Below are 12908 nucleotides of genomic sequence, written 5' to 3'. Positions count from 1 at the left end.
CCTCGCCGGTCCGCGCGCCCACCTGTTTGACTGGCGGCATGCGTGCACTCGTCCAGCCCCAGTTCGGTGACCCCGCCCGGGTCCTCTCGGTCCAGGAGGTCCCGGACCCCGAGCCCGGCCCGGGACAGGCGCTCGTGCGGGTCCTGCTCTCCCCCATCCACAACCACGACCTCTGGACCGTGCGCGGCAGCTACGGCTTCAAGCCGGAGATGCCCGCCCGTGCTGGCACCGAGGCCGTCGGCGTCGTCGAGGCCCTGGGCGAGGGCGTCGAGCACCTCGCCGTCGGCCAGCGGGTGGCGACCGGAGGCAGCTTCGGCGCCTGGGCCGAGCTCATCGTGGCCCCGGCGGCCGGCCTGGTGCCGGTGCCCGACGGGATCGGCGACGAGGCCGCCTGCCAGCTCGTCTCGATGCCGTTCAGCGCGATCGCGCTGCTGGACCTCCTCGACCTCTCCGAGGGCGACTGGATCGTCCAGAACGCCGCCAACGGCGCGGTCGGCCGCCTGGTCGCCCAGCTCGCCGCCGCCCGCGGGGTCCACGTGCTCGGGCTCGTGCGTCGCTCCGCCGGCGTCGAGGAGCTGCGCGAGCAGGGCATCGAGCGCGTGGTCGCCACCGACGACGACGGGTGGCGCGACCGGGTCCGTGACGTCGTCGGCGACTCGTCGGTCGTGGCAGGGGTCGACTCGGTCGGCGGCAGCGCCGCGGGCGACGTCGTCTCCCTGCTCGCCGACGACGGCGTGCTGGTGGTCTTCGGCGCGATGGCCTCGCCGACCCTCGAGATCGGCTCGGGGGACGTCATCTTCAAGCAGGTCACGATCAAGGGCTTCTGGGGCAGCAGGGTCTTCGCCGCCATGTCGCGGGAGAAGCGCGCCGCGCTGATGGGCGAGCTCGTCTCCGGCATCGGCTCCGGCGCGCTGACGCTGCCGGTGGAGGAGGTCTTCGGCCTCGACGAGATCGCCGACGCCGCGCGGGCCAGCGCCGAGCCGGGACGCCGCGGCAAGGTCCTGCTGCGACCGTGACCCCACGACTCCGCGCGGCACTGTCGGCGACGCTCGGCGCACTCCTGCTGGCGGCCTGCGGGACCGGCGCGGGCGACGGCTCCGCGGCGAGCTCCGCCGGCAGCCCGCCGACCGGCCCGGCGGACGAGCGGTCCGCGCCGGCGCAGCCCGCAGACCCGGGCACGCCGACATCGGCGGAACCGTCGCCGTCGACCGAGGCCACCTCGCCGTCCACGTCGCCGTCCACGGCGCCGGAGGGTCCGCCCTTCGGGCCGCCCGGCGACGCGCAGGACGCCCGGCCCTCCGGCGAGTGGGACCTCCAGCTCGAGGACGTACGACTCGGCGACCACGACGGCTTCGACCGGATGGTGCTCGAGTTCAGCGGCACCGGCACCCCGGGTTGGGGCGTGAACCACGTCGAGCGTGCCCGCGCCGAGGGCAGCGGTGAGGCGGTCGCGCTCGGCGGCGATCGCGTCCTCAACGTCAGCGCGTCGGGGACGGGCCTGCCCGAGGAGGGCTCCTTCGAGGTCCCGCGACGCCTCGGGCCGGCCGGCGACATCGCCGACGTCCACGTCATCGGCTGGTCCGAGGGCTACACGCAGGTGCTCGTCGGGCTCGAGGGGGACGAGCGGCCCTTCCGCGTGTTCGGCCTCGCCGACCCGCCGCGCCTGGTCGTCGACGTCCTCGACGTGTCCGACTGACGGTCCCGCCGGACCGCCGCCGTGGACGGGTCAGTCGACCTTCATCTCGCCCAGCTCCGACCAGCCGTCCTGGTCGACCTCCTGGCTGACGATCCGCGGCGTCGCGGCGAGGTAGCGCGGCAGCTCGGCCTGCGCCGCCCTGAAGTGCTCGGAGCCGACGTGCGCCGCACCCGCGTCGCCGTCGCGGAACGCCTCCACGAGGACGTACTCGTCGGGGTCGTCCAGGCTGCGCGACCAGTCGAACCACAGGCAGCCCTCCTCGGCGCGGGTGGCCTCGGTGAACGACCGGGACAGCTCGGGCCACGCGTCGGCGTGCTCGGGGCGGACGGCGAACTTGGCGGTGATGAAGATCAAGGCGTGCTCTCCCTGGGGTGCGGGGGTCGGGACCGGTCGGACCCGGTGAGGGACCCCCTAGGCTACGGCTGATCGCCATGACCGGACCCGCCCTGACCCGAGCCGCCTCCCGCCCCCGCAGGCTGCTGCTGGTCGTCGACGCACCATCGCTGCTGCACCGCAACCACCACGCCCGGGCGCACACCGGCCTCCGGGACCGCCACGGCCGGCCGATCTGGGCCCTGCAGGGCATGCTGCGCCAGATCCTCGAGTCGATCGACACGATCGCTCCCGACGCCGTCCTGTTCGGCCTCGACGACCGCACCGGCTCGGTGCGCCGGGAGGCCTATCCCGACTACAAGGCCGGCCGCGCCGAGAAGGACCCCGAGCTCGTCGACCAGCTCGACCGCGCGGGCGCCCTCCTCGACGCCCTCGGCCTGGCGACGCTGACGCCACCGGGCCTCGAGGCCGACGACGTCAACGCCTCGGGCGCGACGTGGGCCGAGGCCCACGGGTGGGACTGCGTGATCATCACCTCCGACCGCGACGCCTTCGCGCACATCAGTCCGCACACGCAGGTGCTGCGGCTCATCGACGGCGGCATCCACGGCTCGCCCATGCTCAACCCGGCGCGCTTGTTCAACATGTACGGCGTCCGTGCGGCCAACTACCTCGCCTTCGCCGCCCTCCGCGGCGACTCCAGCGACAACCTGCCCGGCGTCCAGGGGATCGGCGAGAAGACGGCGGCGATCCTGCTCGACGTTGCCGGGTCGATGGACGCGGCCTGGGCCGACATCGACCACAACGGCGGGCACGCGCTGCTCGACGCCCTCGACGACTGGTCGGCCGAGACCGGCGGCCGTCGCGTCGGCGCGACCGTCGTACGCCGCCTCACCGCGCCCGGCGCGCGCGAGCGCTACGACTTCAACGTCGAGATGATGTCGGGGCGGCACGACCTCGACCTCGGGCTCACGCCCGACGTCCCGGGGTCGCGCGGGCTGCTGCCCCTCGACCTGGACCGGGTTACCCGCGTGGTCGGGTTCCTCGACAACGACTTCACCACCGACTTCGCCGTCCGGGTGCTGACGAGCCGTCCGGCGTCAGGCTGACTCCGCGGCGTCGGGTCGCTCGCCGAGCTCGCCGCGGAGCGCTGACACCTCGTCCTCGAGCTCCAGCACCCGGGCGATGCCCGCGAGGTTGAGCCCCTCGGCCAGCAGGTCGCGGATCCGCTCCAGCCGCTCGACGTCGTCGGCGCTGTAGAGGCGCGTGCCGCCGGCGGTCCGGCCCGGGGTCAGGAGCCCGCGGCGCTCGTAGACGCGGAGGTTCTGGATCTCCATCGACACCATGGAGGCGGCCACCGAGATGGCGTAGACGCCGTCGTCGCTGCTCGTCATCCGACCTCCTCCGCCGCGACCAGAAAATCCTGCTGAGGACTTGATCATGCCTCACGCCGGCGCTATAACAAACCTGTATCCAGCAATACAGGTCGTGGATCCGCGAGGACCACCCGGCTGACCCAAGGAGGAGACGATGTTGCTTCGCACGACCGACCCGTTCCGTGACCTCGACCGCCTGACCCAGCAGCTGCTCGGCACGACCAACCGTCCGGCCGTGATGCCGATGGACGCCTGGCGCGAGGGTGACCGCTTCGTCATCGAGTTCGACCTGCCCGGCGTGAGCCGCGACAGCATCGACCTCGACGTCGAGCGCAACGTGCTGACCGTGCGCGCCGAGCGCGTCGCCCGCAACGGCGACTGGGAGGCGCTCGCCTCGGAGCGCCCGAGGGGTGCCTTCAGCCGCCAGCTCGTGCTCGGCGACAACCTCGACCTCGACCGCATCGAGGCGGCGTACGCCGACGGCGTGCTGCGCCTGGTCGTGCCGGTCGCGGAGAAGGCCAAGCCCCGCAAGATCGAGATCGCCCAGCACGGCTCCGACCGCTCCGGCGAGCCGGCCGAGCTGACCGCCTGACCCACTTCCCGTCGTGGGGTCGCAGCCCTTGCGCAGTGTGCTGCGGCCCCACGACGCACGTCCGGGGCGGCTCGAGCCCGGCCCCGGGCTCAGCTCCCGGTCGTCGAGATGATGACGGGCACGATCGCTGCGGTCATGATCGCGGTGTTCATGGCCTCGACCGCCCGCGCCACCGCCGTCCCTGCCTGCACATGGGTGGCGACGTCCTCGATCCGGGCCTTCAGCTCCTTGCGACCGAGGCCGCCCGCCTCGTCCTCGAGCACCTTCGCTGCGATGCCCAGCCCCTGCAGGATCGCCAGCAGCGTGGCGTCCGCCGGCTGCGGCGTACCACCCGCCAGCACGGTCCGCAGGCGCTCGCGCACGCGCCGCTCGGGCTCGGGGTCACGCACCGGGTACTTCGCCGGCACCAGCCCGAGCGCCCGCTTCTCCTCGATGTCGACGACCCCCGCGTCGCGGAGCGCGAGCGCCACCGGCTCCACGGCGGCGAGCCTGCCGTCGGTGACCAGCGACGACAGCTTCTTCCCGTCGCGGTCGCAAAGGCGCTCGAGCGCCGCGTCGAGCACGGGGTGGCCGGTCGGGTGGGGCGCCGTCACGGTCATCCGCGGGTCCTTGTCGTCGCTGAGCGTGATGCGCTCGGCCAGCACGAGGTCGGTGACGACCGCGGCGGCGAGCCCGTAGCCGTTCTGCGCGGTGGCGCTCTCGGCCTTGCCGTCGTCGCGACGCAGGAGCAGGAACAGTTCTTCGGCGATCAGCATGCCGACCAGCCTAGGCAGCGTCCTCGCGTGCGGGATCCGTCTCCTGGTGGATCTCGAGGGACAGGATCCGGGCCGTCAGCTCCACCGCGGGACCGAGGAGCAGGATCACCGCGAGCGTGCCCACGCCGACCGTCGCACCCAGCAGCCAGCCGCCCAGCGCACCCCCGCCCTGCACGATGCTGTAGGTCCACTTGAAGGGCACCGGCGGGTCCCAGGCGAGCGCCGCGGCCTCGGCCGGCCCCGCCCCGGTGTGGCTGCCGAGGTAGGTCGCGATGCCGACCGCGAGCACCGGGAACGCCGCCGCGAGCAGCACGCAGCGCCACACCAGGTCGTCGGGCGTCGCCAGCAGGTCGAGCACCACCGAGACCGTCACACCGACCAGCACGACCTGCACCACCGTGCCGACGCCCGGGCGGACGCCCCGCAGGGCCGCGAGCGCGACCAGCAGCACCCCGACGACGAGGTTGACGATCCAGAAGTCGATCCCGCTCGAGAGGGAGAGGCCGTTGACGAACGTCGAGTAGCCGTCGGAGCCGAGGTCGGCCGCCAGCAGCATCGCCACGCCCGTGCCCAGCACGACGCAGCCGACCAGGAGCAGCGCCGTACGGCGAGGGCTGGGGATCACGGCGCCAGCATCTCAGGGGTCCGGCCTCTGGAGTCACCGGATATCCGGGGACCGCCGGCGGATCGCGGAAGATCCGGGTCACCAGATGGCTCGGATCTTCCGCGATCCTCGTCGCGAGGAGCCTCGCGGACCCACGACCGCAGGCGCCAGGTGACCATCCGCTGAACACGAGGTGAGACCTCCGCCAACGCCTCCCCCGGCGCCTTCCCGGCCCCTCGCGACCCGTCGTAGGTTGGCCGGACCCCCACTCGGAAGGTCCTCCCCATGCGCACCCGCCCCTCCCTCGTGCCCCTGGCCGCCGCGGCCACCACCACCGCCCTCGCGATCGGCGCGCTCGCCGTCCCGGCCACCGCCGCCGGACCCGCCGGCGGCCCACGAGGAGGACACAGCCACGGAGGCGGCCACGGACACGGCCACGGGAACGGACATGGCCCGAAGCACGCCGAGCTCCGCTTCTCGACCTTCAACGCCTCGCTCAACCGCCTGACCGCGGGCGAGCTCGTCAGCGACCTCTCGTCGCCCGACGACCCGCAGGCCGCCGCCGTGGCGGAGACGATCCAGCGCACCGACCCCGACGTGCTGCTGATCAACGAGTTCGACTACGTCGAGGGCGGCGTGGCGGCCGAGCTGTTCCGCGAGAACTACCTCGAGGTCGGCCACAACGGCGCCGCACCGGTCGACTACCCCTATTACTTCGTCGCCCCGGTCAACACCGGCGTCCCGAGCGGCCTCGACCTCGACAACAGCGGGACCGTCGAGGGCGGCAACGACGCGTACGGCTTCGGCACGTTCCCCGGCCAGTACGGGATGGTCGTCTACTCCAAGTACCCGATCGCCTCGGACGACGTCCGCACCTTCCAGGACTTCCTCTGGAAGGACATGCCCGGGGCGCTGCTCCCGGACGACCCCGCCACGCCCGCGCCGCGGGACTGGTACTCCCCCGCCGAGCTCGACGTCTTCCGGCTCTCGTCGAAGTCGCACTGGGACGTGCCGATCCGGGTGCCGGGTCGCGAGCCCGTGCACTTCCTCGTCTCGCACCCGACGCCGCCGACCTTCGACGACACCGAGGACCGCAACGGCACGCGCAACCACGACGAGATCCGCTTCTGGGCCGACTACGTCAGCGGTGGCCGGCAGGCCGGCTACATCTACGACGACGAGGGCCGGCGCGGCGGCCTCGAGCGCCACCGGCACTTCGTGATTGCCGGAGACCAGAACGCCGACCCCTACGACGGCGACTCGGTCGACGAGGCGATCAACCAGCTCCTCGACCACCCGCGCGTCCAGGACCCGCACCCGACGTCCACGGGCGCCGTCGAGCAGGCCCGGCTCCAGGCCGGCGCCAACCTGACGCACACCGGCCCGGACGCCGAGGACACCGCCGACTTCGACGACGTCGTCGGCAGGGGGCCGGGCAACCTCCGCGCCGACTACGTCCTGCCCAGCCGTACGCTCCAGGTCCGCGGCGCCGGCGTCTACTGGCTGCCGACCAGCGACCCGCTCTTCAGCCGCCTGGTGGGCGTCTACCCGTTCCCGGCGAGCGACCACCGCCTGGTCTGGGTCGACGTACGGCTGCGCGGCCCACACCGCCGCTGACCCCGCAGCCGCTTCGCGGAGCGGCCGACCGCTGTTCACCGACCGTCCACCTCCCCGCCCTCCGCGCGGCGACCGGGATGACCAGAGTCGGGGCGTCCGATCACCTCTCCTCGGAAAGTCCCCCCATGACTCTTCGCACGAGCCCGACCCTGCTCCCGATGGCCGGCCAGACGCACGGCAACCGGAGCGCGGTCACCTGCCACCTCCGCTGCGGTGACGCCTGCTCCCTGGCCGCCCCCAACACCACCGAGACGTCCTACTTCCGCGACGTCGCCGCCCAGGCGCTGAGCCGCCGCTCCGTGGTCGGCACGGGTGTGGCCGTCGCCGCCCTCACCGCGGTGCCGGCGCTCCCCGCCGCCGCGAAGCCCGGCAAGGGTGGCGGCCACGGGCACGGGAACGGCCACGGCGGTGGCGCGCACGGCCTCCCGTTCACGGCCATCGCCCCCGCCGCGGTCACCGTCGACACCGTGACCGTGCCGGCTGGCTACCGCTGGGACCCGATCCTCCGCTGGGGCGACCCGATCCTGCGCGGCGCGCCCGCCTTCGACCAGGCCCGCCAGTCCCCCGAGGCGCAGGCCGGCCAGTTCGGCTACAACAACGACTACCTCGACATCATCGAGACCAGCCGCTCCGGCACCAGCGCCCTGCTCGTGTGCAACCACGAGTACACCAACGAGAACATCATGTTCCCGCCCGGCACCGACCCGGCGACCGTCATCCGCACGGCCTGGGCGGCACACGGCATGTCCGTGGTCGAGCTGAGGCGCCGCCGGCGCGGCGAGAAGTGGACGTACGTCCCCGGGGCCCGGCTGAACCGCCGGATCACCCTCGACACGCCCTTCGCCGTCGACGGTCCCGCCGCCGGCTCGGAGCTGCTGACGACCAAGGAGGACCCGACGGGCCGGGTCGTGCGCGGGACGATCAACAACTGCGCGGGCGGCACGACGCCGTGGGGCACGGTGCTGTCGGGCGAGGAGAACTTCAACCAGTACTTCCGCGCCACCGGCACCGACCCCAAGGAGGCCCGCTACGGCCTCTCCGCGACCCAGGACACCCGCAACTGGCGCTCGCTCGACCCGCGCTGGGACGCGACCTCCCCCGACTTCGTCCACGAGCCCAACCGGTTCGGCTGGATCGTCGAGGTCGACCCGACCGACCCGACCTCCACGCCCGTGAAGCACACCGCGATGGGTCGCTTCAAGCACGAGGGCGCCAACGTCATCGTCAACCGCGACGGCCGCGTGGTGGCCTACATGGGCGACGACGAGCGCTTCGACTACCTCTACCGCTTCGTGTCCCGCGACCGGATCCGTCCGGGCAACAGCTGGTGGGCCCGCCGCCACAACCTGCGCCTGCTCAGCGAGGGCGACCTGTCGGTGGCCCGGTTCACCGGTGACGGCCTTGAGGACGGCGTCAGCGACGGCACCGGCGAGTGGCTCCCCCTCACCCGCGACGGCCAGTCGATGGTGCCCGGCTTCACGATCGAGGAGGTGCTGGTCTACACGCGGCTGGCCGCCGACGCCGTGCAGCCCACCAAGATGGACCGTCCCGAGGACGTCGAGCCGAGCCGGCACAGCGGCCGGGTCTACGTGGCCTGCACCAACAACACCGACCGCGGCAAGGTGGGCAAGGAGGGGCCGACCGAGCCCAACCCGCGCCCGCTCAACAAGGACGGCCACGTGGTGGAGCTGATCCCGGCCGACGGCGACCACACCGTCGACCAGTTCACCTGGAACCTGCTGCTGATCTGCGGCGACGCGGCCTCCGCCGGCACCTACTTCGGCGGCTGGACCGGGCCCGTCTCCCCGATCTCCTGCCCCGACAACGTCGCCTTCGACAGCGAGGGCAACCTCTGGGTCTCGACCGACGGCCAGCCCAGCGCCATCAAGGTCAGCGACGGCCTCTTCAAGGTGCCGGTCGAGGGTCCCGAGCGCGGCCGGGTCCAGCAGTTCCTGGCCGTCCCGTCGGGGGCCGAGACGTGCGGACCCGTGGTCCACGACCGCGACGGCTCCGTCTTCGTCGCCGTGCAGCACCCCGGTGAGGACGGGACCTGGGACGCGCCGCAGTCGCGCTTCCCCGACTTCGTCCCGGCCGGCGGCGCACCCGCTGCCGGGCAGTTCAGCGGCCCGCGACCCACCGTCGTGCAGGTGACGCGCAGCCGGTGACGCAGGGCGCCTGACCACCCGCTACACCACAGGCCCCGCCGGCGACACCGCCGGCGGGGCCTCGTGCGTCCGGGGCCCGCGCCCCGGCGCCCTACGATCGCGCCATGACCCGTCCCCTGGTGGTCACCGGCGCAGTCGCCGTTGTCTCCACGGCACTGCTGGCCCTTGCCGTCGGCGGCGGCTGGCTCGGCCCCGACGTCGGACGCGGCGCCGACTTCTGCGAGGCGCCGCACGGCGGCTGGGTCCGCCAGCCGGTCAACACCCTGTCGAACCTCGGCTTCGTCGTCGCCGGGCTCCTGGTCGCCGGCCGCGCCGCGCACCGGCCGCCGGACAGCGCCACGTCGCGACGCGTCATGCCCACCGCGGTCGCCACCGCCTACGCCTGCGTGGTCGTGCTGCTCGGCCCCGCGTCCGCGGCGATGCACGCCACCCAGACCGAGTGGGGCGGCCACCTCGACATGCTGAGCATGTACCTCGTCGCCGGGTTCGCGGCGTCGTGGGCGTGGGTGCGCTAGACTCGCCGCGGCCCGGCGGCGTTCGCGGCGGCGTACGTCGCCTGCGTCGCCGCCTGCGAGGTCGTCGGTCTGTGGCCCGAGCCGATCCCCGTCGTGCACTACTCCGGCAACCTCGCCTTCGGCGTCCTCCTCGTCATGGCCGTCGTCCTCGAGACCCGGATCTGGCGTCGTGGGGACACGGTCATCGCCTTCCGCCACGGCGTGGTCGCGCTCGCGGCGATGCTCCTGGCCTTCGCCATCTGGCTGCTCAGCAACGCCGGCTGGTGCGACCCGGACTCGGTGCTGCAGGGCCACGCCGCGTGGCACCTGCTGTGCGCGGTGGCGGCGTACTGGCTCTTCCGGCTCTACGACTCGGAGCGCTCCCCTTCACCCGCGCGGGTGTGAACTCGGCACACCATCCAATCCGCCGGGCCCCGTCACGCCGAATGCCCTGCGTCACACCAGCCGGGCCACAGTCCCGGCGGGGTCGCCAGAGGCTGGGCGTCCTTGAGCGCAGAGCCACTGGATGGAGTACGCATGTTCGGCAAGGCAGTCATCACAGACATGATCAACCGGAGCGCGGAGAACGAGACGGACCGCCGCCTGTTCCTCAAGTCGGCCGGCGTCGCCGGTCTCGGCATGGTGGGAGCCGGAGCCCTCGGCGGCGCGACCGCGGCGCCCGCGCAGGCCGCCGCGATCAGCGACGGCGCGGTCCTCAACTTCGCCCTCAACCTCGAGTACCTCGAGGCGGAGTTCTACTCCTACGCCTTCTACGGCCGCGGCATCGACGACAAGCTGACGTCGGGCAAGGGCAAGAAGGGCGGCGTGGTCGGCGGCAAGAAGGTCCCCTTCCAGACGCCGGCGATCTACAACTACGCCAAGGAGATCGCGTGGGACGAGCTCCACCACGTCGAGTTCCTCCGCAAGGCGCTGGGCAGCGCCAAGGTCGCCCGACCCACGATCGACCTGCAGTCCAGCTTCACCGCGGCCGCCACGGCGGCCGGGCTGATCCAGGCCGGCCAGACCTTCGACCCGTTCGCCAACGAGAACAACTTCCTCCTGGCGGCCTACCTCTTCGAGGACGTCGGCGTCACGGCCTACAAGGGCGCGGCCCCGCTGATCTCCAACAAGACCTACCTGGAGGCCGCCGCGGGCATCCTGGCCGTCGAGGCCTACCACGCCGGCCTCGTCCGCTCGGCCCTCTACTCCAAGGACCTGCAGGACGCTGCCCGGGCCATCTCCAACGCCCGCGACAGCCTGGACGGCAAGGGCAACCGGGACCAGCCCATCGGCAACGCCACGTCGGCCAACATCACGCCCGTCGACGGCAACGGCATCGCCTTCAGCCGCTCGGCCGGCGAGGTGCTCAACGTGGTCTACCTCAACCCGAAGTCCGTCACCAAGGGCGGGTTCTTCCCCGACGGCGTCAACGGCGTCATCAACAAGAGCGCGTGATCGTCGTGCCGGCGATCGAGCTGGTCGGGATGCTGCTGCTCGGCCTCGTGGTGCTCCGCGCCGCGTGGCTGGCCACGCACCCCGCCCTGCACCACGCCGCGCTGCGGCCGGACCACTGGTCCCGCGAGGTCGACCGGGTGCTGCACCAGCAGCACCCCCGGCACCGGGCCTGACCGCTCCCGGTGGCCCGGGCACCCCTGTGGTGCCCGGGCCACCCCGAGCCGACGAGAGGACACCCCATGTTCGGCATCGGACTGCCCGAGCTCGCGGTCATCGCCTTCTTCGCAGTCGTGCTGATGGGCCCCGACAAGCTGCCCGGCCTCGCCAAGCAGCTGGCGCAGGGCATCAAGACCGCCAAGCGCATGGGCGACTCCGTGCGCGACGACCTCCGCTCCTCCCTCGGGGAGGAGTACTCCGACCTCGAGCTGCGCGACCTGAACCCGCGCGAGCTCATCCGCCGCCAGGTCGAGGAAGCGCTCGCCGAGCGTGACGACCCGGCCGACACGGACGAGGACGACGACGAGCTCGAGCCTCAGCCTGAGCTCGTCCCCCACGCCACACCCGATGAAAGGAAGACCGCATGACTTCCACGACCACGACCCTCCTGGTCGGCGGGCTGGGCGGCATGGAGCTGCTCATCATCCTGGCCGTCCTGGTCCTGCTGTTCGGGGCCTCCAAGCTGCCCGAGCTCGCCCGCGGCTCCGGCCAGGCGCTGCGCATCTTCAAGTCCGAGACCAAGGGACTCATGGACGACCACAAGGACGACCACAAGGTCGACCACAAGGTCGACCACGCGGTCGGCCACCAGGACGGCGTACGCGCCGCGCACGCCGTGTCCGAGCCGGTCATCGTCGAGACGCCCGTCGTCGAGACGCCCCGCGAGCACGACGCACCCCGCGGCTGACGGGAGCCACCGATGTCGATCGCCACTGCCGTCTCCGTGCTGCGGGTCTCCCCCAGCCGACCCGGTGCCTCGGCCGGGCACATGACCCTGGCTGACCACCTGCGCGAGCTGCGGGCCAGGCTCATCCGGTCCGCGCTCGTCCTGGTGGTGGCGTTCTTCGTCTCCCTGCTCTTCTTCGACCCGCTCCTGTCCCTCGTCCTCGGTCCCTACAACCAGGCCCGCGACCTGGTCGGCGCCGACACCACGACGACGGCGTACGTCGCCGGTGCCACGGGACCGCTGATGCTGCACCTCAAGCTGTGCGGCGTCGCCGCGCTCATGGCTGCCAGCCCCTACTGGCTCTGGCAGGCGTGGGCGTTCGTCGTGCCGGGCCTGCTGGAGCGGGAGAAGCGGTGGTCGCGGGTCTTCGCCATCGTGGCGGGTCCGCTCTTCATCGGCGGTGTGGCCCTGGGCTACTACGTGCTCCCCAAGGGGCTCGGCGTGCTCATCGGCTTCACCCCCGACGGCCTCGACAACCTGGTCGAGTTCGGCGACTACTTCTCGTTCTTCACCCGGATGCTCCTGGTCTTCGGCCTCGCCGTCGAGCTGCCCTTCTTCCTGGTGCTGCTCAACCTCGCGGGGGTCGTCACCGGCGCCCAGCTCGGCCGGCACCGCTCGATCATCCTGATGGGCACCGTGGTGTTCGCCGCGATCGCCACCCCCTCCACCGACCCGTTCTCGATGCTCATGCTCGCCGTCCCGATGATGGTGCTGTTCGTCCTGGCCGAGGTGGTCACGCGGCTGATCGACCGGCGACGCCGGGCCCGCACCCTCGCCCAGGTCGACCCGTGGAACGAGGGCTGAGGTGTTCCAGACGAAGCGGTACGCCGCTCCCCCGACGCGCCGGGCCACGGGTCCGGCGGGCCCGGGCACCGGGG

Annotated in this window: 17 protein-coding genes; 13 read left to right on the top strand and 4 right to left on the bottom strand. The window is 72.6% G+C overall.

What is annotated here, in order from left to right; all coding sequences use genetic code 11:
• The first annotated feature begins 38 nt into the window (after positions 1–38).
• Both SHK17_RS08070 and SHK17_RS08065 read left to right on the top strand, forming a co-directional pair.
• A complete protein-coding gene (locus SHK17_RS08070) occupies positions 39–1016 on the top strand; it encodes a zinc-binding dehydrogenase (protein ID WP_322921694.1) in 978 nt (325 codons plus the stop codon).
• Positions 1013–1696 carry an AMIN-like domain-containing (lipo)protein gene (locus SHK17_RS08065; protein WP_322921693.1) on the top strand — a complete coding sequence of 228 codons (684 nt, stop codon included), beginning with the start codon at positions 1013–1015 and terminating at the stop codon, positions 1694–1696. The genes SHK17_RS08070 and SHK17_RS08065 overlap by 4 nt, the downstream gene beginning before the upstream one ends.
• A 30-nt stretch (positions 1697–1726) precedes the next feature.
• Here the strand turns inward: SHK17_RS08065 and SHK17_RS08060 are convergent, their stop codons facing one another.
• A complete protein-coding gene (locus tag SHK17_RS08060; RefSeq protein WP_322921692.1) occupies positions 1727–2050 on the bottom strand; it encodes a putative quinol monooxygenase in 324 nt (107 codons plus the stop codon).
• A 77-nt stretch (positions 2051–2127) separates the two neighbouring features.
• Here SHK17_RS08060 and SHK17_RS08055 point away from each other — a divergent pair, with 77 nt between their 5' ends.
• On the top strand, positions 2128–3138 hold the full coding sequence (locus SHK17_RS08055) for a 5'-3' exonuclease (RefSeq protein WP_172273441.1): 1011 nt from the start codon (positions 2128–2130) through the stop codon (positions 3136–3138).
• Here SHK17_RS08055 and SHK17_RS08050 read toward each other — a convergent pair.
• Positions 3130–3423, bottom strand: coding sequence for a MerR family transcriptional regulator (locus SHK17_RS08050; RefSeq protein ID WP_172273443.1), 294 nt, complete (start codon positions 3421–3423; stop codon positions 3130–3132). The two genes, SHK17_RS08055 and SHK17_RS08050, sit on opposite strands and share 9 nt — an antisense overlap.
• A gap of 136 nt (positions 3424–3559) precedes the next feature.
• Here SHK17_RS08050 and SHK17_RS08045 point away from each other — a divergent pair, with 136 nt between their 5' ends.
• Positions 3560–3997 carry an Hsp20/alpha crystallin family protein gene (locus tag SHK17_RS08045; protein ID WP_172273445.1) on the top strand — a complete coding sequence of 146 codons (438 nt, stop codon included), beginning with the start codon at positions 3560–3562 and terminating at the stop codon, positions 3995–3997.
• 89 nt (positions 3998–4086) lie between these two features.
• On the opposite strand, the gene SHK17_RS08040 is transcribed toward SHK17_RS08045, so the two are convergent.
• Complete coding sequence (locus tag SHK17_RS08040) at positions 4087–4752, bottom strand: GOLPH3/VPS74 family protein (protein ID WP_172273447.1); 666 nt, start codon at positions 4750–4752, stop codon at positions 4087–4089.
• A gap of 10 nt (positions 4753–4762) precedes the next feature.
• On the bottom strand, positions 4763–5377 hold the full coding sequence (locus tag SHK17_RS08035; RefSeq protein ID WP_172273450.1) for a hypothetical protein: 615 nt from the start codon (positions 5375–5377) through the stop codon (positions 4763–4765).
• Between the two features lie 264 nt (positions 5378–5641).
• Here SHK17_RS08035 and SHK17_RS08030 point away from each other — a divergent pair, with 264 nt between their 5' ends.
• The 9 genes from SHK17_RS08030 to tatC all read left to right on the top strand — a co-directional run bounded on the left by SHK17_RS08030 (position 5642) and on the right by tatC (position 12834).
• Positions 5642–6973 carry an endonuclease/exonuclease/phosphatase family protein gene (locus SHK17_RS08030; RefSeq protein ID WP_322921690.1) on the top strand — a complete coding sequence of 444 codons (1332 nt, stop codon included), beginning with the start codon at positions 5642–5644 and terminating at the stop codon, positions 6971–6973.
• A 125-nt stretch (positions 6974–7098) separates the two neighbouring features.
• Positions 7099–9138, top strand: coding sequence for a PhoX family protein (locus tag SHK17_RS08025; protein WP_322921689.1), 2040 nt, complete (start codon positions 7099–7101; stop codon positions 9136–9138).
• A 104-nt stretch (positions 9139–9242) separates the two neighbouring features.
• Positions 9243–9653, top strand: a complete 411-nt coding sequence (locus SHK17_RS08020; protein WP_322921688.1) for a hypothetical protein — start codon at positions 9243–9245, stop codon at positions 9651–9653.
• 93 nt (positions 9654–9746) lie between these two features.
• Positions 9747–10037, top strand: coding sequence for a hypothetical protein (locus SHK17_RS08015; protein ID WP_322921687.1), 291 nt, complete (start codon positions 9747–9749; stop codon positions 10035–10037).
• A gap of 132 nt (positions 10038–10169) precedes the next feature.
• Positions 10170–11087 (top strand): ferritin-like domain-containing protein, encoded by a 918-nt coding sequence (locus SHK17_RS08010; protein WP_172273462.1) that lies wholly within the window; start codon positions 10170–10172, stop codon positions 11085–11087.
• Positions 11084–11260 (top strand): hypothetical protein, encoded by a 177-nt coding sequence (locus SHK17_RS08005; protein WP_172273465.1) that lies wholly within the window; start codon positions 11084–11086, stop codon positions 11258–11260. The genes SHK17_RS08010 and SHK17_RS08005 overlap by 4 nt, the downstream gene beginning before the upstream one ends.
• 66 nt (positions 11261–11326) lie before the next feature.
• Positions 11327–11671, top strand: a complete 345-nt coding sequence (locus SHK17_RS08000; protein ID WP_322921686.1) for a twin-arginine translocase TatA/TatE family subunit — start codon at positions 11327–11329, stop codon at positions 11669–11671.
• Positions 11668–11991 carry a twin-arginine translocase TatA/TatE family subunit gene (gene tatA, locus SHK17_RS07995; RefSeq protein ID WP_322921685.1) on the top strand — a complete coding sequence of 108 codons (324 nt, stop codon included), beginning with the start codon at positions 11668–11670 and terminating at the stop codon, positions 11989–11991. Before SHK17_RS08000 ends, tatA begins: the two co-directional genes overlap by 4 nt.
• 12 nt (positions 11992–12003) lie before the next feature.
• Positions 12004–12834 carry a twin-arginine translocase subunit TatC gene (gene tatC, locus SHK17_RS07990; protein ID WP_322921684.1) on the top strand — a complete coding sequence of 277 codons (831 nt, stop codon included), beginning with the start codon at positions 12004–12006 and terminating at the stop codon, positions 12832–12834.
• Positions 12835–12908: the final 74 nt, after the last annotated feature.

It is taken from the genome of Nocardioides renjunii, assembly GCF_034661175.1.
Classification (GTDB): domain Bacteria; phylum Actinomycetota; class Actinomycetes; order Propionibacteriales; family Nocardioidaceae; genus Nocardioides; species Nocardioides renjunii.
The sequence above is the reverse complement of the archived record's forward strand: the minus strand, read 5'-3'. Positions and strand labels throughout refer to the sequence as shown.